We start from the raw sequence: 21,849 nt of genomic DNA on the forward strand, positions 1-21,849 counted from the left end.
CTGCTCCCGGCGCGGGCAGCACCCCCCCCGGTGCCGTCACCACGAGGGGTCAGGGTGCCGGGAGCTCGACCACCTCGTCGGGCGTCACCGTGCCCTCACCGGCCGCGACAGTGACCTGCACGGGGTCCGGACAGGCCTGGCTCGGGACGACCATCACCGTGACGCCCCCGGTGCCCGAGGCGAGGGCGATCACCGGGATCCCGGCGTCCTCCGCCGCGGCCTCGGCGCAGCCCGCGCCGAGCCGCTGCGCCCAGACCTCCCCCTCGCCCGTCAGCCGCAGGTGCGCGGCGACCGGAGCCGGGTCGAGGGCCTTCTCGGCCGGTGTCACCGGTGGGTTCGCGGCCCAGACGAACCCGACGAGACACAGGGCGGAGACCAGGGTCAGCCCGAGCACGATCTTGGTCACCCGCTGGGCCCGCCTGGCGATCTGCAGGTGGCCGTCCAGCTGGGACACCTGCCGGAGCCCGAGACGGTAGCGGGCGTAGACCTCCGACCGGACCGAGAGGGTGGCCTCGGCGGCCTCCTTGGTCTTGGCCAACGGGGTCGAGTCCGGGTCGGCGGCCGCCGCGAGCCGGGCGGTGATCGCGTCGTCCCGGGCCTGGTAGTACTCGGTGCTCGTCTCGGCGACCTTAGCGAGCAGGTCGGCCAGGCTTCCGGTGCCGCGGTGGTAGGAGGAGTCCTCGTCCACCGACCGGACGACCTCGTGGCCCCGACCCTCCTGCACGATCTTCCTCAGCCGTGCCAGGTCGCTGCCTCGGCCTGGCATCTGCACGTGTGCCAGCAGTCCGACCGCCACCACGACGGAGAGCAGGACCACGGTGAAGGTGCCGCCCGCCAGGAAGATCCGGATCCGGTCCTCGGGCCAGGACAGCTCGCGGATGTCGGAGAGCTGGGTGCCCGCGAGCAACAGGGCCGCGATCGCCGCCAGGGCACCGATCAGCCACTTGATGGAGTTGAGGTACTGGTTGTTGGCCTCGGCGAACGGGTTGCCCGGGTCGCTGCTGGCGGCGCCCGCCTTCTCCCCGGCGGAAGAGGCCTTGGTCGCGGTGGAGCCGGGTGTGGGTCCGGCGGTGCCGTCAGCCGCGGCGTCGGGACCGCCCCGCAGGGCCGCGAGGGCGGCCCGCGCGGCCGCCCGGATCCGTCTAGTCATCCAGGTCTGCGATCGTGACCCGGACCGACGTCACGTGCGGGGAGACCACGTCCACGATCTCGGTCCGGGACAGTTCGCTGGACCGGCTCTCGATCGTGAGCCGGGCGTTCCCGGGCAGGCTGTCGGCCCACGTGCTGAGCTCCACCTTGGTGACGTCGGTGCTCAGCCGGACGTAACGGATCGGGTTGCCCTCGGGGTCATCCTCGCTGGTCACGATCCTGATCGCCATCCGCGCCTCCGTCCGTTGGGCACAGGATTCACCCAACGGTTCGCGGGTGTCAATGGACCGGAGGGCGGGGTCAGTCGGTCCTCAACCAGCCGCACTGTCGCTCGAAGGCGCTGGTGTCCTGCCCGGGCAGGATGAACTGGATGATCGTCCACCCGGGATGGGCCGGGTCGGTGCGCATCCCCTCCTCGGGCATGGACAGCCGGTAGGTCTCGTCCAGGTCGATCAGGGCCATCGCGGCGTCGTCGGGATAGGCCCGGATGCTGCCGTCCGGCAGGCCGGTGTCCTCCGGCGGGGCCGGCTCGGCACCTATGGCTCCGCAGTAGAGCAGCGCCGACAGGTGTGGCTCGATCTCGAAGGCGTAGCCGTCGACGATCTTCACGGTCCGGGTGGCCTCGGCGCTGGGCTGTTCCGCGCACGCCTCGGAGTTTACGGTGCGGTCCAGGTAGTCGACGGTGATGACGCCGTTCTCCGGCACGATCGCGGTGGTGACGTTGCCGCAGCGGGCGTCGTCGGTGATGGCGGGCAGCACCTGGCGCGGTCCCGCTGTCTCCTCCTCCCACAGCAGGACATAGGTGTAGTCCGCCCACCCGTTGCCCTGCTCGGCGAAGATGCGCACCAGCGCGTCCTCGGCGCCGTCGCCGTCGACGTCGGCGAAGTCGGGGTCCTCCTGCAGCGTGTAGCGGGTCGGGAAGCCGTCGGTGTCGATGGTGGCGGTGCCCTGCTCAAGCGTGACCTCCTGACCGGTCCAGGTGTCGGTGAACGTCAGGCCGGCGAAGTCGGCGTCCCGGATGCTGCCGGTCGGTGCCGCCGAGGGGGAGTCCTCCGCCGGTGGGGCGGTGAAGGTCGCAGCGTCGTCCGCCGGGGCGCTGGTGGGCCCGGTGTCGTCCCCGGGGGTGTCGGTCGTGGGCGTCTCGTCGTCCGCCGGTGGTGCCTCCGTCGCGGTGGGAGACGCGTCGTCGGCGGTGGCGGAGGGCGCCTCCTGGACGACCGGCCCATCACCGCCGCAGCCGGCGAGCGCCAGCGCGCCGCCCACGGCGCACACGGTCCACGGTCGTCCTCCCCGGATCCTCATGCCCGGCAGACTATCCCCCGCCCCGCTCGCACCGCTGGCCGTCTGGCGGCGGGGGGACCCGGTTTAGCGCAGGTGCTGGCGCAGGTGGGCGACGGCCCTGTCCAGGTGCGGCCCGATGGGGGTGCCGATGAAGCAGTGGTCGGCCCCCGGGGTGATCTCCAGGGTGCTGTCGACGCCGGCACCCAGCAGGGCGGCGTGCAGCCGTTCGCTGTGCTCCACCCCGACGACCCCGTCGCTGGCGCCGTGCATGAGCAGGGTCGGCGGGACCGCGCCGTGCACGTGCTCGGCCGGTGCCATGGCGCGCAGCACGTCCGGATCGCCCTGGAAGGCCGCCGCGCCGAGGAAGGGTGCGCCGCCGTCGTCTGCCGCGAACTCCTCCAGCCGGTCCGGCCCGTAGAACAGGACCGCGGCCCGGGTATCCACGGGACCGGAGCCGACGCCGAGGTCGCCGACCAGGTGCGGATCGGCATACGGACGGCTGCCGGCGAAGGCCAGGAGCGCGGCGAGCTGCGCACCGGCCGACTCGCCCCAGACCCCGACCCGGCCGGGGTCCACGCCCAGATCCGGGGCATAACGGCGCAGGTAGCGCAGCGCGGCGAAGCAGTCGTGGACCGGGGCCGGGAAGGGCTCCTCGGCGAGCAACCGGTAGTCGACCGTGGCGACCGCCATGCCGGCCCCGACCACCGTGTCGAAGAGGGTCTGCTGCCCCCACTGCAACGGCACGTAGCGCCGGTCACCCTCGACCCAGCCGCCGCCGTGGATCCACACCACGAGCGGCACCGGACCCGACGCGCCGGTCGGCACGTGCAGGTCGAGCGTCAGCGGACGGAAGCCGTGGACGAAGGCATAGGTCAGGCCGGTCCAGGACCGGGCGCCCCGCACCCCGGTGGTGCTGATCGGCGGGTAGTGCGTCGGCGGCGGGAACGGCCCGTCCGGGACGGGCGGGCGCAGTTCACGGATGTCCATGGGGCCACGATGTCAGGCCCGCCGCGGCGGGCCTACGGCACCTGCCAGAGCACCTCGGCGCCGTCCCGGACGGTGGCCGACGGCGCCGTGGCGTCGAGCTCCACGTCGAGCCGGTGCTGCCCGTCGCGGGCGTGCACGCGGTAGACGATGCGGGCGTTGGTCAGGTCCAGGGTCTCGGTGCGCGCGGTGGTGAGCCAGGGGTGGCGCCGGCGCAGGCCGATCAGCTCGCGGTGGGCGCGGTGCACGGCCGCGCCGAGGGTGGACAGGTCATCCGGCCGCTCGGGGAAGGCGGGCCGGACCTGGTCGTCGCCGCCGACCCGCTCCTCCTTGATCCCCGTGTAGCCCTGGTCGTCGCCGTAGTAGACCGACGGGATGCCGCCCACGGTCAGCAGCACGGCCACGGCGAGCGGTACCCGCTCGGGACCGACCCTGCTGGCCAGCCGGGTGACGTCGTGGTTGCCGACGAAGGTCTGCGGGGTGAAGGTGTCCAGGAACCCGTTGTGCCTGGTCAGCGCTGCGTCCAACTCGAAGAAGTTGGCATCGACCAGGCTCGACCAGATCGCCTTCCACAACTCGTACTGGGTGACCGAGTCCACGCCGGAGGAGGTGACGAATGCGGGGTAGTCGCCCTGGATCACCTCGCCGACGAACCAGGCCTCGGGGTGCGTCTCCCGGACCTGCGGGAGGACCCGGGCCCAGAAGGACGGGTCGACCGCGTAGGCCGCGTCCAGCCGCCACCCGTCCGCCCCGCGGTCGAGCCAGTGCCGTATGACGCCGGTGACCTCCTCGGCCGTGCGCCGGCTCCGGTGGTCCAGCTCGACCAGGCCGCCGTGACCCTCGAAGACGGCCGGTCGCGGACCGTCGGCGCCGTCCCACTCGATCGCGAAGAGGTCGGCGTCGGGGGAGTCCGGACCCTCCGCGAGCACCCGGGTGAGGGTCGGGTGATCGCGGCCGACGTGGTTGAAGACCCCGTCCAGGACCAGCCGCAGTCCCCGCTCGCGGCAGGCGGCGACCAGGTCGTCGAAGTCGGCGTCGCCGCCGAGGCGCGGGTCGATCCGCCGGTAGTCCAGGGTGTCGTAGCCGTGGCTCGCGGAGGCGAAGACCGGCCCGAGCAGCAGGCCGTTCAGCCCGAGGTCCACGGCGTAGTCGAGCCAGGGGAGCAGGCGGCGCAGCCGCGGCGCCCGCTCCGGTGCGTCACCGGGGTGCTCGGGGCGGATCGGTGCACCGGTGAAACCGAGGGGGTAGACGTGCCACCAGATCGCGTGCTCGACCCAGCCCACGGCACCTCCGTCCCCGTGCCGACCGTATGCCGGCGCGTCGTTGGCCGTCAGCATAGGGCGCCACCTCCCGTGGCAGGGGGCGTCAGGTCCGGGGCAGGCCCAGCTCACGGTCGAGCCGGGCTACCTGGGCGCGCACCATCGGCAGGACGGGGGAGCCGGCCGGCAGCAACCGGACCTCCACCGATCCCGTGGTCACGCCGCGCCGGTATGCCGACCCACGCGTTCGGCATACCGGCGCCTGCCGCGTGCGCGCAGCCAGCGTGGGTAACCTGACGCCCACCACAACGGTGAGGAGCGGGGCATGGACGGGAACGACGTCGTCGCGGGGGTCGACGGCCCCGCCGAGGGGCAGGGTCAGCATCCGTGGGAGCAGGCGCTGGTGCGACAGGGCTGGGAGCTCGTCGAGGTGATGGAGCGGCTGGGCCCCGCCCGGACGGGCACGGTGTTCGCGCCCCGGTGGGAACGGTCGACCGAGCGGGGCGCGTCGGCATACACGCCGTTGCCGCCGACCGAGGGGCTGTCGGCCTTCCAGCGGGCGATGTACGAGTCGCCGGGCAACCTGACCCGGTTCGCGTGGACCTGCGCCCTGGTGCGCCCGGGGGAGCGGGTGATGGAGATCGGCATCGGCCGCGGGTTCCTGGCCACCATGCTGCTGCGCGACGCGGGGATCGGGGGCTACCGGGGGATCGAGCTGGAGGCGGGCAACGTCCGGGCGGCCAACGCCATGTTCGCCGCGAACGGTTTCGCCGACCGGGCCACCGCCGAGCAGGGCGACCTCTACCAGCTCACCCGTGAGGTGGTCGCCGACCACGGCACCGACCTGCTGGTTTGCTGCGAGGTGCTGGAGCACGTCCCCGACCCCGAGGCCGGGCTGAAGGCGCTGGCCGACGCGCTGCCGGAGGGCACCGACCTGCTGGTCTCGGTCCCGCTGCGAGGCCGGTTGGAGACCATCTGGGGACACGTCGCGATGTTCGGCGCCGCCCGGGTGCGCGACATGCTGGCCGCCGCGGGCCTGACGGTCCACCACGTCGAGCCGCTCGCCAACACGTGGGTCTTCGTGCTGGCCAGCCGCGACCCGCGGGGCAGCGGTCGCTCGGCGCTGGCCGCGGCCGCGGTGCCGGACCTGGTCGCCGACCTGGAGGCCCCGCCCGAGTGGCCGATGCGCGTGGACAACGTGGACGTGGAGCCGGTGGAGTCGCGCTGGAACCGGCGGCTGACCTCCCACCGGGTGCGGCCGGCCGACCCGGAGCGCAACGAGCGGGGGGCCTACCTGGAGGCCACGGCCGAGGCCGACCCCGCGCTGGCCGCGAACCTGGGCCGGCTGGGGCGGGGACCGCTGCGCAGGGTCCCGGCGCTGCGCGGGGCGAAGGGGCACTACGCGGGTATGCAGTTCCGCTGCACCGGTGTCCGCGGGGTCCGGTTCGAGCTCGACCCGCTCGACATCGACGGGGTGGTCGCGTTCTATGCCGACTTCTACGCCGGCGGCACGCGGGTGGCCCGCTGGAAGTGGGACATGACGAAGCGCCCGAAGAGCAAGCACCCGACGTTCATGCTGGAGGAGCGGCGCAGCGGCACCTACTTCCGGAAGGCGCAGGTCGGTGATGTCAGCACCGCCGACGCGTTCGAGCTGCACGCTCAGGTCGAGCAGGGGGCGACCGTCCGCTTCGGCGTGCGGCGGCTGGGCTGGCTGCGCTGAGCGGTGGTCGTCGCGGTCCTGTTACCGCTGGTGCGGGGCCGGGTGCTCGTTGGGCACCCGCGGGCGTGCGTCCAGGACCGAGCTGAGCAGCAGTGCGCCGCCGAGCACGAGCGGGAGGCTTAACGGCTCACCGAGCAGTAGCACGGCCAGCACCGTGGCCGTGAGCGGCTCGAGCAGTGCGACCACGGTCGCGGTGGCGGCGCCTGCGTGCGGCAGGCCGCGGAAGTAGACCGTGTAGGCAAGTGCGGTCGGCACGACGGCGAGCAGGGTGAGCAGCCCGAGCCCCTTGACCGTCGGGGCGAAGGTCATCGGGCTGAACGGCACCGTGACGACGGCGAGCATCACTCCGCCGGCGAGGAACCCGTAGCCGGTCACCATCGGGGCGTCGGTGCCCACATGGCGCCGGGCCCCGAGCATGGTGAAGATGGCGAACGCCGCCCCGGCCGCCAGGGCCAGCGCGGTGCCGGCCAGCAGGTCCGGCCCGCGGTCCCCGCCACCTGGGCCGAGGACGAGGACCGCCAGGCCGGTGATGCCGAGCACCACGGGTCGTAGCTGGCGCACCGTGGGGAGCCGGTGCTGCCGCACCGACTGGGTCAGGATGACGACCATGGGGGCCGAGCCGATCGCGATCAGCGTGGCGATGCTCACCGACGCCAGTTGCACCCCGGCGAAGTAGCAGCCCTGAAAGAGCGCCGCGAGCAGGCCGGTCAGCAGGATCCGGGTGACAGCGGGACGCCCCCGGGGCACCCGGCGTCGCTGCGCCAGGAGGACGAGGACCAGCAGCAGGCCACCGAGTCCGATCCGGTAGGTGGCGACCGCTGGTCCGCCCAGGCCGGTGGCGTCGGCGAGGGCGGCGCCGGTGACACCACCGGTGCCCCAGAGGAGGCCGGCGATGACGAGGAGACCGAACCCGGAGGTCGTGGGTTGCGGAGTGAGGTCGCGTGCTGTGCGTGCTGAAGGTGAGGATGGACGGAAGGTCATGGGGGATGCTCCGACGGTGCGAGGTGGCTGGGACCGCGAGGAGCAGAGACCGACAGCGCTGTGACGCTCGACGTCAGGTCACCACGCCCGCCGTGGGGCGTGGACCGGTCGGGCTCTGCTCAGGAGCGGACCGGCGGGGTGATGATGCGCGTGCGGTGCATGACGGTGATGCTACCCAACCGCGGTCTGGGCGCGGCGACCTCCCGCCCTATCCCGACCGGTGCTGCAGGGGACCCGGGACTCCGGCGAAGGGTCAGTCGCCCCGCAGCCGGTTGCGACTGGTCAGGACCTCCAACGGCTGGGCCGGGCCCGAGATCTCGATCGTCGCGGGGATCGTGGACCAGCCGCCACCGTCCACACTGACCTCACCCCCGTACGTCACGGTGATGCTCGGACCGACCTCGCCCGAGGAGGCGTACTCGTGCGTGATGTCGCCGTCGGGATAGGTGCCGCCCATCGATGCCGTCGGTCCCTCGCTCGTCCCGTCACCGAAGGAGTAGGTGGCGTCCTGGAAGACGGGACGGATGCGCACCTCGTGCCCCACGATCGTGGTCGTGTCGACCTCACCCGGCTCGAACCCCTCCTCCGGCCACTCGAGCGCGAAGTAGACCGGGAGGTTGACCAGCGCCCGGTTGTCCTCCGGCTGGAGCGACGCGGTCGGGAGCGCGAAGGCCGTGCGGTGGAACTGCTCGATGATCATCGCCTCGGTCAGCTCGACCTCGGCGCCGGACCGCGGCGGGACATGACTCGTGTAGCAGGTGTGGCTGAAGTGTTGCCAGGGCGTCAACGGGCCGCCGTCGTCGGCCTCCCGGCGGTAGAGCAGTGACAGGGGGCCCTCGCTCTGTGGCTGCACGTCCCGGCAGTACTGCTCCGCGCTGACGCACCGGACCAGTTCGGGGTTCTCGGGGGTGTTGCCGACGCAGCTCACGACCGCTGCGTACTCGTACCAGAGCTCGGGGTTGGGGCCAGGATTCTCCTCCGGGTACACCTGGGAGAGTGACGTGGTTTCGGCGAGCGTTAAGCCAACATAGACACCGTCGCCCTCGCCGATGCACTTCTCGAGATCTTCTATCGGACAGTTTGGTTCCCAAGGTGACCCTGCGATCGGAAGCAGGATCGAGATCGCCACGATTTGGAGGAATCTCATGGTGCGACCTGGATCTTATCGACGAGCCAGGCATCGCCCTCCTGCACGACAACGAACATCACGTTCAGGGAAGTTGGATCGGCCGAGTCGCGCACAACGCCGTCATCGTTGTCCAACACTCTTGCGCCCAATTGGTTGAGACGGCCCGAGACCTGGACGTTGTCCGCCAGTCGCAGTACGTCCACATCTGAGAGTTCCGCGATCGCCCCTTCGGTGTGGTGGTTATTCAACACCAGTTCATCGATCCCGTTCTCGAAGTTACGGCAGGTTTCGCAGTCTGCGGTTGAGAGGGCTTCTAAGACCCCAGACTGCGGATGCTCGCTCAATTCGTTCAGGGTGGAGACGTATTCGTACACGGCGTCCGTGGCGCCGGACTCTATGTCTCCCGTCTCAGTGGTCTCCTCTGCATCGTCGGGTGCCGAGGTCGTGGGGTCATCGTCGGCCGGCGCATCGGTCGTCTGCTCGGTGTCGTCTGCGGGCGGGACGGCGGTAACAGTCGTCAACGAATCTTCCGGCGTCGGCATCGGGGCCGGCTCGTCATTCCCACTGCAGCCGGCCACGGCAAGCACGCCGATCAGGACGAACGGCACTGTTCGTTTCACGGGACCCTCCCGGATCTCAGTTCGGACCGCAGTGCCCCCGCGGTCCCGGGTCCTGCCAGTGTGGTCGCCCATCGGCCCGGATGGGAGTTTTCCACAGGTAAAGATTCCGTAAGAGATCTCCGACCGGTGATCACGGACGGTCCCCGGGACCGCTCCTGACACCGTCCGCCGCGGCCGTCCGTGGGGGCCACCGGGAGGGGCCGGGCTTCCGGTTCCCGGCACGACGGGGCATACTGGCCGCACGCGCTCCGGGGTCGGTGTAATTCCGAACCGGCGGTGATAGTCCGCGACCCGTCCGCAGCCAGCGGCCGGTTGACCTGGTGGAACTCCAGGACCGACGGTGAAAGTCCGGATGGTAGGCAGCGCGTGACCTGCACCGCAGGTCCAGGCACGGTCCGGGAGACCGTGGCCGACGTCGGACTCCGACGTTGGTCCACGCGCACCCCGAGGCCGGTCGCCCATCCTCCCGGAGCTCGAGCCAGTGGCCGAGCGAGAGGGAGTGAACCTTCCGATGACCAGCACGGTGGACCGTGAGCCGATGCGCCGCGCGCTGCGCGCTGCGCTGCGCGGCCCCGCCGCCGACCCCAACCCGCGGGTGGGTGCGGTCGTGCTGGACGCCGCCGGCGAGGTCGTCGGGGAGGGCCACCACGCCGGAGCGGGCACCCCGCACGCCGAGGTCGTCGCGCTGGCGCAGGCGGGGGAGCGGGCCAGGGGCGGGACGGCATACGTCACCCTCGAGCCCTGCTCGCACACCGGGCGCACCCCGCCGTGCACCCGCGCCCTGCTCGACGCCGGAGTGGCAGCGGTCGTGTATGCCGTGTCCGACCCCAGTGCGGAGGCCGGCGGCGGGGCGCAGGTGCTGCGCGGGCACGGGGTGCGGGTGAGCGAGGGAGCAGCGGCCGTCGGTGCCGAACTCGCGCAGGAGGCGGAGCAGCTGGTGGCCGCCTTCAGCTTCGCGGTGCGGCACGGCCGCCCCCGGGTGGTCTGGAAGATGGCCACCACGCTCGACGGGCGGATCGCCGCGGCCGACGGCAGCAGCGCCTGGATCACCTCCCCGGAAGCCCGCGCGGACGCGCAGCAGCTGCGTGCGGCGTCCGGCGCGGTCATGGTCGGGACCGGGACCGCGCTCGCCGACGACCCGTCGCTGACCGCCCGGCACGACGACGGCACCCTCCGGGAGCGCCAGCCGCTACGCGTCGTCGTGGGGCACCGCGACCTGCCCCAGGGCGCCCGCCTGCTGGACGGCCAGGCCGAGACGCTGCGCCTGCCCACCCACGACCCCGCGGAGGCGCTCTCCGCCCTGCACGCGCGCCAGGTCCGCCAGGTGCTGCTCGAGGGGGGCGCCACGCTCGCGGCCGCCTGCTGGCGCGCCGGGCTGATCGACGAGGTGGTCAGCTACCTCGCGCCGGCGCTGCTGGGGGCGGGACCGGCCGCCGTGGGGGACCTGGGGATCACGACCATCGACGGGATCGCGCGCCTGGAGGTCACCGACCTGCGCCGCGTCGGCCCCGACATCCGATTCACCGCCCGCCCTGTCGGCACCCAGAAGGAGATCTAGATGTTCACCGGAATCGTGGAAGAGCTCGGCGAGCTCGTCGCCCGCACCGAGCTGGGGGACTCGGCCGTGCTCCGGATCCGCGGCCCCCTGGTCACCGCGGGCGCCGGGCACGGCGACTCGATCGCCGTCAACGGCGTCTGCCTGACCGTGACCGAGGTGGGTGACGGCGAGTTCAGCACCGACGTGATGGCCGAGACGCTGGCGCACACCGCCCTCGGCGACCTCGACCCCGGGGCACCGGTGAACCTGGAGCGGGCGCTGCGCTCGGACGGGAGGTTCGGCGGGCACGTCGTCCAGGGGCACGTCGACACCACCACGACGCTGCTGGCCCGGGAACCGGGCGAGCGGTGGGAGGTGGTCACACTTGCCCTCCCGCCGGAGATCGCCCGCTACGTGGTGCACAAGGGCTCGGTCACCCTGGACGGGGTCTCGCTCACCGTCTCGGCGGTGACCGACGACACCTTCCAGGTCTCCCTCATCCCGACCACCCTGGCCGTGACCACCTTGGGCCGCCGTGCCGTGGGGGAGCGGCTGAACGTGGAGGTGGACGTGTTGGCCAAGTATGTCGAGCGGTTGCTGGGCGACCGCGTGGGGCAGCCGGTGGGGGTGACCTCGTGAACGCCTTCCAGCCGGTCCCGACGGAGCAGGACTCCGTGGACGCCGCGGTCGGGGCGGCGCTGGAGTCGCTGCGGCAGGGCCGGCCGGTGCTCGTGCTCGACGACGCCGACCGGGAGAACGAGGGCGACGTCATCCTGGCTGCCGAGACGCTCAGCACCGAGTGGTTGGGCTGGACCGTGCGGCACAGCTCCGGCTACGTCTGCGCCCCGATGCCGGCCGAGTGGGCCGACCGCCTCGAGCTCCCGCTCATGGTGACGCAGAACGCGGACCCGCTGCGGACGGCATACACGATCACGGTGGACGCGGCCGACGGGGTGACCACGGGGATCAGCGCCACCGACCGCGCGCGGACCATCCGGCTGCTCGGCGACCCGACGACCGGGCCGCAGGACCTGATCCGGCCCGGCCACGTGGTGCCGCTGCGGGCCAGGGCGGGTGGGGTGCTGGAGCGTCCCGGCCACACCGAGGCCGCGGTCGACCTGTGCACCGCCGCCGGCCTCACCCCTGTCGGCGCGATCGCCGAGCTCGTCGACGACGCGGGCGAGCCGCTGCGGGGCCCGGCCGTGCACGCCCTCGCGGAGGCCCACGACCTGCCGGTGATCACCATCGCCGAGCTGATCGCCTGGCGCCGCCGGCACCAGCGGGTGCGGCGGGCGGCGACGACACAGCTGCCGACCGCGCACGGACTGTTCACCGTGCACGGCTACCGGGACACCACGACCGGGGCCGAGCATGTCGCCCTCGTCTCCCCGCGCGGCGCGGGTGAGGTCGCGCCGCTCGTCCGGGTGCACTCCGAGTGCCTCACCGGGGACACCTTCGGCTCGCGGCGCTGCGACTGCGGCCCCCAGTTGGACGACGCCCTGCGGCGGGTGGCCGACGAGGGTGGGGTCGTGGTCTACCTGCGCGGACACGAGGGCCGGGGGATCGGCCTGGTCGACAAGCTGCGCGCGTATGCCGTGCAGGACACCGGCGTGGACACCGTCGACGCCCAGACCGCGCTCGGCCTGCCGGTCGACGCGCGGGAGTACGGCGCGGCGGCCGCGATCCTCACCGACCTCGGGATCGGGACGCTGCGGCTGATCACGCACAACCCGGACAAGGTGGCGGCGCTGCAGGCCGCCGGCCTCACGGTGGCCGACGTGCTCGCCTCGCACACGCCGCCCGTCCCCGAGGCCGCGGGATACCTGCACGCCAAGCGGACCCGGCTGGGGCACGTCTCGATCCCCGGCGCCGTGGACACCCGGAGCGACCACGACCACGACGACCATGAACACGCGGTCCCGGTGGCCGCACTGACCAGGAGGACCGGATGAGCGGGCACGGCGCACCGACGGTGAACGTCGACGGCAGCGGGATGAGGGTGGCGGTCGTCGCCGCCTCCTGGCACCAGGAGGTGATGGGCGGCCTGCTGGCGGGGGCGGAGCGCGCGCTCGCCGAGGCCGGGGTCGACCGGGTGGACGTGGTGCGGGTGCCGGGCAGCTTCGAGCTGCCGGTCGCCTGCGCGCGCCTGGCCAAACAGCGGTATGACGCACTGGTCGCCCTGGGCGTGGTGATCCGCGGTGGCACGCCGCACTTCGACTACGTCTGCCAGGCGGCGACCTGGGGGCTGACCCAGGTCGCGGTGACCACCGGTGTGCCCGTCGGCTTCGGCGTGCTCACCTGCGACGACGAGCAGCAGGCGCTGGACCGTGCCGGGCTCCCTGGGTCGGTCGAGGACAAGGGGCACGAAGCGGCGACGGCCGCGATCGCCACGGCGGCGGCCCTGGGCGGGGCCTGACCCGGGGGTCTCGGTGAATCGCTAGAACTGCAGGCCGGCGCAGCTGCGCTGCTCGAGACCGAGCTCCGCGAACGCCGGACCGGGGTGGTCGCCCCGGCCGATCTCGAAGGCCTCGGCGATCGCAGCCTGGTCACCGGACTCCGCGGCCGCTGCCCGGTCGCCGGAGATCCCGACCCGTTCGCGCGCGGCCTCCAGGGTGGCGGTCCACGCTCCAGGGTCGCTGGCGCTCGCGGCGTCGACCGACTCGAGGTCGTCCACGGTCTGCACCCATTCGTCGTGGAGGCGGTTCAGCGCGTCCGTCGTTTCGGCGGGGAGGTCGTCTGGCGGGCCGTCCTGGAAGGTCGCCATGACCACGTCGAGGCCACGTCGGCGTCCTGGCTGTATCCGGCCGCGTGCCGCCGGTTCGCGATGTCGGTGCAGGTCGTGGTGACGTCACGGACGAAGTCCTCGGACCCGGGTTCGACGACGGCCGGTGCGTAGACCCAGTGGCAGTCGGTCCGCCCCAGGCCGAGCGCGGCCAGCGCGTCCTCCACGTCATCGGAGGGTGCCGGCCTGGGCTCGAACCGGTCCTTGACCTCGTCCCAGGCCTCCTCGAGGAGTTGCTGGCGGGCCTGGAGCGCCTCGGCCTCGGCATCGCTGCCGGCCACGACGGTTTGCCAGTGGGCGTCCTCGTCCGGGTCGTCGGGGGAGAACTCGCTAAGCGCCTCCCGGATGGACCCGAGCCGGTCCACCTCCTCCTGGAGACCGGCGGACCAATCGCTGATCTGCTCGGGTGTGGGCTCCTCGTCCCCGAGGGCGGCCGCGAGGACCTCGACACCGTCCTGCCCGGGCTCCAGGAGCAGGTGGTCGTTCACGACCTCCGTGCAGTGGCTGGCGGCGCGGGCCCGGAAATCCTCGGGTCCGCCCTCTGCCTCCCGGCTGCACGCGGCCAGGGGCACCAGGACGAGGAGAAGGCGTGCGATACGCCGGGTCACACCCACGGATCCAACCCGCGACGGTCGGGAAAGTCCAGTTCTGCCGGTCTCCGGTGGGTGCGCAGGGGCGACCGTTCCGGGGGACACGCCGGTCCCGGAACGGGGGTCGGCGGCGCGTCATGTGGGCTGACCTGCGACGTTCACAACCCGGCAGAAACCTGACCTCCAGGGTGTTGCATCTAGTGACGGGTCGTGCCTAGGATCGCTATATCTAGTAGTTACACAGATGTGGTTCGTCCACATGTTGTGCACAGCTGAACCACCGTTGCCCACACGTTCTCCACAGGACGTCCCCAACTTCGTCCCCACCCGACCCGTCACGCAAGGAGGAGTCGTGCACTGTCCGTTCTGCCGGCATACCGACTCCCGCGTCGTGGACAGCCGGGTGCAGGAGGAGGGTACGGTCATCCGCCGGCGGCGTCAGTGCCCCGAGTGCGGGCGGCGGTTCGGCACCGTGGAGACGGCCACCCTGGCCGTCACCAAGCGGTCCGGAGCGACGGAACCGTTCAGTCGGGAGAAGGTGCTGGCCGGCGTCCGCAAGGCGTGCCAGGGCCGACCGGTGACCGAGGACCAGTTGCAGGTGCTGGCACAGCAGGTGGAGGAGTCCATCCGCGCGATGGGGCAGGCCGAGATCGACGCCCACGAGGTGGGACTGGCGGTGCTGGACCCGTTGCGCTGCCTCGACGAAGTCGCCTACCTGCGCTTCGCCAGCGTCTACCAGGCGTTCGACTCCCTGGAGGACTTCGAGGCGGCCATCACGCTGCTGCGGACCGAGCGGGACGCGGCGCCAGCAGGGGGCATGCCGTAGCGCGGCCCTGACGGATCACCGCAGGTCAGCGGTGGTCTGTCAGACGGTTGTGCGAGGCTGCCAGCAGGATTTGAAGATGCAGACACCAGTTCACGAAGTACGAGTCACAAGGAGTAGCTCATGACGGAGACGGCCGGGGCACGATCCCGTTCGCGGCGGGGCGGCAAGGGTCTGAAGATCGAGCGCATCTACACCACGCCCGGTGTTCACCCCTACGACGAGGTCACCTGGGAGAAGCGTGACGTCGTCCAGCAGAACTGGAAGACCGGCGAGACGATCTTCGAGCAACGCGGCGTGGAGTTCCCCGACTTCTGGTCGGCGAACGCCTCCACCATCGTGACCACCAAGTACTTCCGCGGGGCCGTCGGCACCGACGCCCGGGAGACCGGCCTCAAGCAGCTGATCGACCGGGTCGTGCTGACCTACACGGCGGCCGGCAAGGAGCACGGCTACTTCGCCACCGACGAGGACGCCGAGGTCTTCGAGCACGAGCTCACGTATGCCCTGGTGCACCAGATCTTCAGCTTCAACTCCCCGGTGTGGTTCAACGTCGGCACCAAGAGCCCGCAGCAGGTCTCCGCGTGCTTCATCCTGTCGGTCGACGACTCGATGGACTCGATCCTGAACTGGTACAAGGAAGAGGGCTTCATCTTCAAGGGCGGCTCGGGCGCCGGGCTGAACCTGTCCCGTATCCGCTCCTCCAAGGAGCTGCTCTCCTCCGGCGGCACCGCCTCCGGCCCGGTCTCCTTCATGCGTGGCGCCGACGCGTCCGCGGGGACCATCAAGTCCGGTGGCGCCACCCGCCGCGCGGCCAAGATGGTCGTCCTCGACGTGGACCACCCGGACATCGAGGAGTTCATCGAGACCAAGGCGCGCGAGGAGGACAAGATCCGCGCCCTGCGCGACGCCGGCTTCGACATGGACCTGGGCGGCGCAGACATCGTGTCGGTGCAGTACCAGAACGCCAACAACTCGGTCCGGGTCACCGACGAGTTCATGAAGGCCGTCGAGGACGGCAGCGACTTCGGCCTGCGGTCCCGGATGGACGGCTCGGTCATCGACACCGTCGACGCCCGCGAGCTGTTCCAGAAGATGGCGGTCGCCGCCTGGGAGTGCGCCGACCCCGGCATCCAGTACGACGACACCATCAACGACTGGCACACCAACCCCGAGACCGGCCGGATCACCGCGTCCAACCCGTGCTCGGAGTACATGTCGCTGGACAACTCCTCGTGCAACCTGGCCAGCCTGAACCTGCTGAAGTTCCTGCGCGACGACAACACCTTCGACGTTGAGAAGTACCAGGCCGTCGCCGAGCTGGTCATCACCGCGATGGACATCTCGATCTGCTTCGCCGACTTCCCGACCGAGCCGATCGGTGAGACCACGCGCAACTACCGTCAGCTGGGCATCGGCTACGCCAACCTGGGCGCGCTGCTCATGGCGACCGGTCGCGGCTACGACACCGAGGGTGGCCGCTCGCTCGCCGCGACGCTGACCTCGCTGCTCACCGGCGCCGCCTACAAGCGTTCCGCCGAGCTGGCCGCCGTGGTCGGGCCGTACGCCGGCTACGCCCGCAACGCCGACGCCCACAAGCGGGTCATGCGCAAGCACCAGGCCGCCAACGACGAGATCCGCACCCTGCACGGGATGGACGCCGACGTCCACAAGGCCGCCACCAAGGCGTGGGACGCCGTGGTGAAGGTGGGGGAGAAGAACGGCTACCGCAACGCCCAGGCGTCGGTGCTGGCCCCGACCGGGACCATCGGCTTCATGATGGACTGCGACACCACCGGCATCGAGCCGGACTTCTCGCTGGTCAAGTTCAAGAAGCTGGTCGGCGGCGGCTCCATGCAGATCGTCAACCAGACGATCCCGCGGGCGCTGAAGATCCTCGGCTACACCGAGGAGACCATCGAGGCGATCGTGGAGTTCATCGCCGACAAGGGCCACGTCATCGATGCGCCGGGCCTGAAGCCGGAGCACTACGAGGTCTTCGACTGCGCGATGGGCGCCCGGGCGATCAAGCCGATGGGCCACGTGCGGATGATGGCCGCCACCCAGCCGTTCCTGTCCGGTGCCATCTCCAAGACGGTCAACCTGCCGGAGAGCGCCACGGTCGAGGAGATCGCTGACGTCTACATGCAGGGCTGGAAGCTCGGCCTCAAGGCGCTGGCCGTCTACCGGGACAACTGCAAGGTCGGTCAGCCGCTCTCGGACGGCAAGAAGGACGAGAAGAAGGACGACGAGTCCATCGAGTCCGAGGCCAAGGTCGAGAAGGTCATCGAGTACCGTCCGGTGCGCAAGCGGCTGCCGAAGCGGCGCACCTCGCAGACCACGTCCTTCGCCGTGGGCGGCGCCGAGGGCTACCTGACCGCCGGCACCTACGACGACGGCGACCTGGGCGAGATCTTCCTCAAGTTCGGCAAGCAGGGCTCGACCCTGGCCGGCGTGATGGACGCCTTCTCGATCGCGGTCTCGATCGGCCTGCAGTACGGCGTGCCGCTGGAGACCTTCGTGGAGAAGTTCACCAACCTGCGGTTCGAGCCGGCTGGCCTGACCGACGACCCGGACGTGCGGATGGCGCAGTCGATCATGGACTACGTGTTCCGCCGGCTGGCGCTGGACTACATGGACTTCGACACCCGCAGCTTCATGGGCATCCACACGGCTGAGGAGCGGGCCCGCGAGCTGGAGACCGGGTCCTACCTCGCCGACGAGTCCGGCGACGAGAAGGAGTCCCTCGAGGACGAGCTGGAGTCCTACAGCCAGTCCCCGGCCCCGGCCAGCAAGCGCCAGGAGAAGGTCGAGGAGATCGCCGACCAGTCTGGTGCGGGCGCCGCCTCGGCCCGGGTCACCGAGCCGACCGTGCACTCCTCCGCAGAGCTGCTCGAGCAGTTCCAGGGCAAGTCCGCCGACGCCCCGATCTGCATGACCTGCGGCACCAAGATGCGCCCTGCCGGGTCCTGCTACGTGTGCGAAGGCTGCGGGAGCACCAGCGGCTGCAGCTGACCTAGCAGTTCAGCGAAGGGCCCTACCGCTCTGCCGGTGGGGCCCTTCGCTGACTCGCGGTGCATACCTAGAAGCAGGCGACGTCACGTCGCGATGACTAAGCTCCGGTCATGGCGGATGAGTCATGGACCTTCGAGCCAGGTGACCTCACCACCCGCTCGGAGGTCAAGGACCTGTATGGCGGATCGATCTTCGGCGGCATCGAGCCCTCTCGAAGTACCGCGAACGTCATGGTGTATTCCGACCCAAGCCAAGGCGAACAGCACGGTTACAACTATGACGGTTGGGATCGGTCGGAGAGGGAGGTCTTTCACTACACCGGGGAAGGTCAGGTAGGTGACCAGGACCCCGGGGCGGCAGGTAACGGAGCGATCCTCAGACACGATAGCGAAGGGCGGGCCTTGCGCCTGTTCGAAGTGGCTAGCCGAAAACGATCTGGCGGCAAGCTCCAGCGCTACGTCGGTGAGTTCTACATCGACCCAGACGACCCATGGCGTTTTGAGGATGCGCCTGACCGGAACGGGGAGATCCGGAAGGTAGTGGTCTTCCGCCTCCTGGCCGTAGAACCGGCCGTCAGTCGAGAAGTCAGTTCCGCTCCGATCGTTGCTGAGGGCTCCCGCGGTCGTGAGTCGGCTGCGCCCAAACTCTCAATCTCCGAGAACCTGGATCGTCGCAAAATCGTCATGGAGTGGCTCAGCGCTCGAAGCCACGACGGCAGTGAACCCTTGAGTCTCGAGTCGCTGCAGGACTTCGAGATGGGTGGAGTCTCAGTGCGTCTCGTCGGCGGCCCTGGCGAGGTGTGGTCCCCGCCAGGATTTGGCGGTCCCCTTTCCATCCGGAATACGCAGGGTGCCGTCCGTGAGCTATCCCAACGCGACGGCCTGCTGCGGTGGATACCGTCTGCATCCTCTCGAGGGGGGCCGGCCTTGCGCCAAGCCATGAAGGCGAGGTTGCCCCTGATCTTGTTCCAGGACGTGGGTGGCGGGTTATTCCTACCGATCTTTCCGGTCTACGTCGCGGCAGAGCAGGACGGAGTCTTCCTGTTCGCGCTAGACGAGTTGTACGGACTCGTTCCGACGGAGCCCGAATCGCCGGCTGAGGAAGTGCTTCGCCGTTACGCACGCGCGGAGGTGAAGCGTCGCCTGCACCAACCCGTGTTTCGGGCGATGGTTCTTCGGGCATACCGAAATCGATGCTCTGTCTGTGCGCTGGCGCACGTGGAACTCCTCGATGCAGCGCACATCGTGGGTGACTCTGAGGATCAGGGAATCGCGGCCGTCAGGAATGGTTTGGCGCTGTGCAAACTGCACCATGCCGCATTCGACTCCCACATCATGGGGATCACGCCCTCGTTGCACGTTGAGGTTGCCTACCGGATCTTGGACGAGGTCGATGGGCCTACCCTCAAGCATTCGCTGCAGGGGAGGCATGGTCAGCGGCTGATGATCCTGCCGGATCTGAGGACGGAATATCCGGATCCAGAGTTGCTTGAGCAGCACTACGAATTGTTTCAAAGGACTGGCGGTTCCGCATAGCCCACAGTCATGTCGGCAGACCTGGCCACGCTGGATCCGACCATGACAGCCCGCAATGACTGACCGAAGCACGGAGGCTCAGGATGACTCTGTGGCACCGCGGACGTGATGCGTGTGCGAGTCTGGTCTCGCCACGCCCGCGCCACCCTCGTACAGCGCAGTCGTTCCCTACATCCCCCCCTCGACCTTCGTGACCTCCACTCCGCCGTCGACGGGTTTTTGCGTCGTTGTTGTTGTCGGGGACGAGGCGCCGGCGAGGTATCCGGCGATAGTTCCCAGGAGCGCGAAAGCGGCGGAGAGTGACTCGGCCGCAACGTTGGAGAATGCAAGAAGAACCGCGAGGATAGCGACCGTTGTCAGGCCGTACAGGCGAGCAAATGTCGCGTACGACGCCGCACCTGTGAGTCCGTGGGCTTGCTTGAGGCGAGCAAGGATATAGACCACTGCGAAGACTGCCAGGACGACCCCAGCGAAAAGGAGCAACTGGGCCACGGAGATGGAGCCTGCGGTGAGCGCGTCCGTGGCTCCACCTGGGGTTTCGCCCGATGGCGCGGTGGTGGGACTCTCTGTGTCCTGCGTCAGCACCATGGTTGCCTCCACGGTCGAACGGCACAAGCGTGACCAGAACTAAAGTAGGGCCGCAGAATGCTCTCTGACAAGAGGTATTCAGCAATGGAATTTGACAACATTTAAGCAACGCTATTCAACTGCTTTAGGTAGTTCTCGAGGGTTTCTCTGGTTGTTGCACCGGTTCTGGGTGAGCGACTCGGTGGGCCATGGCGGCCGGTAGCCGGCAGCCCGCCTCGGGAGTAGCACCGAGGTCACGAGAGGATCGGATCATGAACGAGATGTCCACGACCTCCGCCGACCGATCCCCGGCCACGGCCGATCTGATGGATGTGCATGAAGCTGTGCTCGACAGCGTCGACCTGCCGATCCGGCTCTACGGGGGCAGGCGCCGGTTCAGTGGCAGCGTGGTGACGCTGCGGGCCTTCGAGGACAACTCCGGCTTGAAACGCCTGGTCGCCGAGCCGGGGGAGGGCAGGGTCATCGTCGTGGACGGCAGCGGCTCGACGCGTGTCGCCATGCTGGGGGACATGGTGGCGGCGACGGCTGCGTCCAATGGTTGGGCGGGGGTCGTGGTGCACGGCGCGGTGCGGGATGTCGACGCACTGGCGCAGGTGGACCTGGGGATCGCTGCGCTCGGGTCCAACCCGCGGCGCTCGAAGAAGGAGTCGGAAGGCGAGCGAGACGTGCCGGTGGCTTTCGGCGGTGCGCTGTTCACGCCCGGGTCGTGGGTCGCGGTGGACGCGGACGGGATCGTGGTGAGCCGGAGCGGCCCCTTGGCCGCGGGCTGACAACCGCGGGGAGCCGTCAGGGCTCGATGATCGTGACCCCGGGTCCGGCCGGGGTGTCCATCGCGGCGAGGGCGGCAGGTGCCTCCTCGAGACCGATGGCGCGACCGAGCAGCCGTTCGGGAGCGAGCCGGCCCTCGGCGATGTCGGCGAGCATCCGCGGGTAGTCCCGGGCGGGCATGCCGTGGCTGCCCAGGATCTGGAGCTCACGGCCGATCACGGTGTGCATCGGGACGGTGGCCCGGTCGGCGACGACGGCGGGCGGGAGCAGCCCGATCTGGACGTGCCGGCCGCGGATCGTCAGGCTTTGCGCTGCCGCGCGGGCGGTCGCGACGCTACCGAGCGCGTCGACCGCCACGTCGGCTCCGCCGCCGGTCATCTCCCGCACGGTGTCGACCAGGTCCTCCCGCGTGGCGTCGAGCACGTTGCCGGCCCCGAGGTCGGCGGCCAGCTGGAGGGCGGCCGGGTTGACGTCGACGGCGATGACCTCGGCGTCCAGCAACCGGGCGACCATCACGGCGGCGAGGCCGACGCCTCCGCAGCCGAAGACGACGACGGTCTCCCCGGGGCGCACCCGGCCGACGTCGACGATGCCGCGGTATGCCGTGGCGAACCGGCAGCCGAGCCCCGCGGCGACGGCGAAGCCCACCTCGTCCGGCAGCGGCACCACGTTGAAGTCGGCGAACGGGAGCGCGACGTACTCCGCGAACGATCCCGGCCCGCTGAAGCCGGGCTGCCACTGGTGGGGGCAGACGTGCGAGGCGCCGGACCGGCATACGGCGCAGTCGCCGCACCCGCAGACGAACGGCACGGTGACCCGCTGACCGACGGACAGCCGCTCGACGCCTCTGCCGACGGCGTGCACCACGCCGGCCAGCTCGTGGCCGGGAGTGTGCGGCAACGCGGTGATGTCCGGGTCGTGGCCCTGCCAGCCGTGCCAGTCCGAGCGGCACAGGCCGGTCGCCCCGACCTGGACCACGACGCCGCCCGCCGGTGCCTGTGGGACCGGCACGTCCGCGAGGTACGGCATCTCACCGAAGGCGTCGAACCGGACCGTGCGCATGGGGCCATCCTGTCAGGACGGTCCGT

General features: G+C 70.5%; 21 protein-coding genes and 1 riboswitch. Of the genes, 9 read left to right on the forward strand and 12 right to left on the reverse strand.

Annotation, left to right across the window (positions count from 1 at the left end):
* Window positions 1-49: 49 nt before the first annotated feature.
* The 5 genes from FB467_RS07625 to FB467_RS07645 all read right to left on the reverse strand — a co-directional run bounded on the left by FB467_RS07625 (window position 50) and on the right by FB467_RS07645 (window position 4,751).
* Complete coding sequence (locus FB467_RS07625) at window positions 50-1,150, reverse strand: hypothetical protein (RefSeq protein WP_141784567.1); 1,101 nt, start codon at window positions 1,148-1,150, stop codon at window positions 50-52.
* Window positions 1,143-1,379 (reverse strand): hypothetical protein, encoded by a 237-nt coding sequence (locus FB467_RS07630; RefSeq protein WP_141784568.1) that lies wholly within the window; start codon window positions 1,377-1,379, stop codon window positions 1,143-1,145. The genes FB467_RS07625 and FB467_RS07630 overlap by 8 nt, the downstream gene beginning before the upstream one ends.
* Window positions 1,380-1,449: 70 nt before the next feature.
* Complete coding sequence (locus FB467_RS07635; RefSeq protein WP_141784569.1) at window positions 1,450-2,451, reverse strand: hypothetical protein; 1,002 nt, start codon at window positions 2,449-2,451, stop codon at window positions 1,450-1,452.
* 63 nt (window positions 2,452-2,514) lie between these two features.
* Window positions 2,515-3,417 (reverse strand): alpha/beta hydrolase, encoded by a 903-nt coding sequence (locus FB467_RS07640; protein ID WP_141784570.1) that lies wholly within the window; start codon window positions 3,415-3,417, stop codon window positions 2,515-2,517.
* 32 nt (window positions 3,418-3,449) lie between these two features.
* Complete coding sequence (locus tag FB467_RS07645) at window positions 3,450-4,751, reverse strand: alpha-amylase family protein (protein WP_170230623.1); 1,302 nt, start codon at window positions 4,749-4,751, stop codon at window positions 3,450-3,452.
* Window positions 4,752-4,998: 247 nt separating this feature from the next.
* On the opposite strand from FB467_RS07645, the gene FB467_RS07650 reads away from it, so the two are divergent.
* Entirely contained in the window at window positions 4,999-6,393 is a 1,395-nt protein-coding gene (locus FB467_RS07650; RefSeq protein WP_141784571.1) for a class I SAM-dependent methyltransferase, read from the forward strand.
* A gap of 21 nt (window positions 6,394-6,414) precedes the next feature.
* Here FB467_RS07650 and FB467_RS07655 read toward each other — a convergent pair whose 3' ends face one another.
* The 3 genes from FB467_RS07655 to FB467_RS07665 form a co-directional block, all read right to left on the reverse strand.
* Window positions 6,415-7,374 (reverse strand): DMT family transporter, encoded by a 960-nt coding sequence (locus FB467_RS07655; RefSeq protein WP_141784572.1) that lies wholly within the window; start codon window positions 7,372-7,374, stop codon window positions 6,415-6,417.
* Window positions 7,375-7,627: 253 nt separating this feature from the next.
* Window positions 7,628-8,362: a hypothetical protein gene (locus FB467_RS07660; protein ID WP_141784573.1), complete on the reverse strand. Its 735-nt coding sequence runs from the start codon at window positions 8,360-8,362 to the stop codon at window positions 7,628-7,630.
* Between the two features lie 155 nt (window positions 8,363-8,517).
* Window positions 8,518-9,123 (reverse strand): hypothetical protein, encoded by a 606-nt coding sequence (locus tag FB467_RS07665; protein ID WP_141784574.1) that lies wholly within the window; start codon window positions 9,121-9,123, stop codon window positions 8,518-8,520.
* Window positions 9,124-9,362: 239 nt separating this feature from the next.
* Window positions 9,363-9,493: riboswitch (FMN riboswitch) on the forward strand.
* 141 nt (window positions 9,494-9,634) lie between these two features.
* On the opposite strand from FB467_RS07665, the gene ribD reads away from it, so the two are divergent.
* Genes ribD through ribH form a run of 4 tightly spaced genes read left to right on the forward strand, consistent with a single transcriptional unit; the run spans window position 9,635 to window position 13,076 of the window.
* The gene (ribD, locus tag FB467_RS07670) at window positions 9,635-10,681 is read left to right on the forward strand and encodes a bifunctional diaminohydroxyphosphoribosylaminopyrimidine deaminase/5-amino-6-(5-phosphoribosylamino)uracil reductase RibD (RefSeq protein WP_141784575.1); all 1,047 of its coding nucleotides are present in this window, start codon (window positions 9,635-9,637) and stop codon (window positions 10,679-10,681) included.
* Complete coding sequence (locus FB467_RS07675) at window positions 10,682-11,299, forward strand: riboflavin synthase (protein WP_141784576.1); 618 nt, start codon at window positions 10,682-10,684, stop codon at window positions 11,297-11,299.
* Complete coding sequence (gene ribB, locus FB467_RS07680) at window positions 11,296-12,612, forward strand: 3,4-dihydroxy-2-butanone-4-phosphate synthase (protein ID WP_228393118.1); 1,317 nt, start codon at window positions 11,296-11,298, stop codon at window positions 12,610-12,612. Before FB467_RS07675 ends, ribB begins: the two co-directional genes overlap by 4 nt.
* The gene (gene ribH, locus FB467_RS07685) at window positions 12,609-13,076 is read left to right on the forward strand and encodes a 6,7-dimethyl-8-ribityllumazine synthase (protein ID WP_141784577.1); all 468 of its coding nucleotides are present in this window, start codon (window positions 12,609-12,611) and stop codon (window positions 13,074-13,076) included. The genes ribB and ribH overlap by 4 nt, the downstream gene beginning before the upstream one ends.
* Window positions 13,077-13,097: 21 nt before the next feature.
* Here ribH and FB467_RS07690 read toward each other — a convergent pair whose 3' ends face one another.
* Window positions 13,098-13,343: a hypothetical protein gene (locus tag FB467_RS07690; protein ID WP_141784578.1), complete on the reverse strand. Its 246-nt coding sequence runs from the start codon at window positions 13,341-13,343 to the stop codon at window positions 13,098-13,100.
* 20 nt (window positions 13,344-13,363) lie between these two features.
* A complete protein-coding gene (locus tag FB467_RS07695; RefSeq protein ID WP_141784579.1) occupies window positions 13,364-14,050 on the reverse strand; it encodes a hypothetical protein in 687 nt (228 codons plus the stop codon).
* A gap of 334 nt (window positions 14,051-14,384) precedes the next feature.
* Between FB467_RS07695 and nrdR the strand changes: the two genes are divergently transcribed.
* The 3 genes from nrdR (at window position 14,385) to FB467_RS18950 (ending at window position 19,405) form a co-directional block, all read left to right on the forward strand.
* Entirely contained in the window at window positions 14,385-14,858 is a 474-nt protein-coding gene (gene nrdR / locus FB467_RS07700) for a transcriptional regulator NrdR (RefSeq protein WP_141784580.1), read from the forward strand.
* A 120-nt stretch (window positions 14,859-14,978) separates the two neighbouring features.
* Window positions 14,979-17,870 carry a vitamin B12-dependent ribonucleotide reductase gene (locus tag FB467_RS07705; protein ID WP_141784581.1) on the forward strand — a complete coding sequence of 964 codons (2,892 nt, stop codon included), beginning with the start codon at window positions 14,979-14,981 and terminating at the stop codon, window positions 17,868-17,870.
* A 110-nt stretch (window positions 17,871-17,980) separates the two neighbouring features.
* Window positions 17,981-19,405, forward strand: a complete 1,425-nt coding sequence (locus tag FB467_RS18950; protein WP_228393117.1) for an HNH endonuclease — start codon at window positions 17,981-17,983, stop codon at window positions 19,403-19,405.
* A 168-nt stretch (window positions 19,406-19,573) separates the two neighbouring features.
* Here FB467_RS18950 and FB467_RS07715 read toward each other — a convergent pair whose 3' ends face one another.
* Window positions 19,574-19,993 carry a hypothetical protein gene (locus FB467_RS07715; protein ID WP_141784582.1) on the reverse strand — a complete coding sequence of 140 codons (420 nt, stop codon included), beginning with the start codon at window positions 19,991-19,993 and terminating at the stop codon, window positions 19,574-19,576.
* Between the two features lie 251 nt (window positions 19,994-20,244).
* Between FB467_RS07715 and rraA the strand changes: the two genes are divergently transcribed.
* Entirely contained in the window at window positions 20,245-20,763 is a 519-nt protein-coding gene (gene rraA / locus FB467_RS07720; protein WP_228393115.1) for a ribonuclease E activity regulator RraA, read from the forward strand.
* A 16-nt stretch (window positions 20,764-20,779) separates the two neighbouring features.
* Here the strand turns inward: rraA and FB467_RS07725 are convergent, their stop codons facing one another.
* The gene (locus FB467_RS07725) at window positions 20,780-21,823 is read right to left on the reverse strand and encodes an alcohol dehydrogenase catalytic domain-containing protein (protein WP_141784583.1); all 1,044 of its coding nucleotides are present in this window, start codon (window positions 21,821-21,823) and stop codon (window positions 20,780-20,782) included.
* Window positions 21,824-21,849: the final 26 nt, after the last annotated feature.

The sequence above is a fragment of the Ornithinicoccus hortensis genome (assembly GCF_006716185.1).
GTDB lineage: Bacteria > Actinomycetota > Actinomycetes > Actinomycetales > Dermatophilaceae > Ornithinicoccus > Ornithinicoccus hortensis.

Bases quoted from the DNA above. Each gene is read 5' to 3' on its own strand.
- FB467_RS07625 (WP_141784567.1), bottom strand. From the start codon at position 1,150: ATGACTAGACGGATCCGGGCGGCCGCGCGGGCCGCCCTCGCGGCCCTG.
- FB467_RS07630 (WP_141784568.1), bottom strand. From the start codon at position 1,379: ATGGCGATCAGGATCGTGACCAGCGAGGATGACCCCGAGGGCAACCCG.
- FB467_RS07635 (WP_141784569.1), bottom strand. From the start codon at position 2,451: ATGAGGATCCGGGGAGGACGACCGTGGACCGTGTGCGCCGTGGGCGGC.
- FB467_RS07640 (WP_141784570.1), bottom strand. From the start codon at position 3,417: ATGGACATCCGTGAACTGCGCCCGCCCGTCCCGGACGGGCCGTTCCCG.
- FB467_RS07645 (WP_170230623.1), bottom strand. From the start codon at position 4,751: ATGCTGACGGCCAACGACGCGCCGGCATACGGTCGGCACGGGGACGGA.
- FB467_RS07650 (WP_141784571.1), top strand. From the start codon at position 4,999: ATGGACGGGAACGACGTCGTCGCGGGGGTCGACGGCCCCGCCGAGGGG.
- FB467_RS07655 (WP_141784572.1), bottom strand. From the start codon at position 7,374: ATGACCTTCCGTCCATCCTCACCTTCAGCACGCACAGCACGCGACCTC.
- ribD (WP_141784575.1), top strand. From the start codon at position 9,635: ATGACCAGCACGGTGGACCGTGAGCCGATGCGCCGCGCGCTGCGCGCT.
- FB467_RS07675 (WP_141784576.1), top strand. From the start codon at position 10,682: ATGTTCACCGGAATCGTGGAAGAGCTCGGCGAGCTCGTCGCCCGCACC.
- ribH (WP_141784577.1), top strand. From the start codon at position 12,609: ATGAGCGGGCACGGCGCACCGACGGTGAACGTCGACGGCAGCGGGATG.
- FB467_RS07705 (WP_141784581.1), top strand. From the start codon at position 14,979: ATGACGGAGACGGCCGGGGCACGATCCCGTTCGCGGCGGGGCGGCAAG.
- FB467_RS18950 (WP_228393117.1), top strand. From the start codon at position 17,981: ATGGCGGATGAGTCATGGACCTTCGAGCCAGGTGACCTCACCACCCGC.
- FB467_RS07715 (WP_141784582.1), bottom strand. From the start codon at position 19,993: ATGGTGCTGACGCAGGACACAGAGAGTCCCACCACCGCGCCATCGGGC.
- rraA (WP_228393115.1), top strand. From the start codon at position 20,245: ATGAACGAGATGTCCACGACCTCCGCCGACCGATCCCCGGCCACGGCC.
- FB467_RS07725 (WP_141784583.1), bottom strand. From the start codon at position 21,823: ATGCGCACGGTCCGGTTCGACGCCTTCGGTGAGATGCCGTACCTCGCG.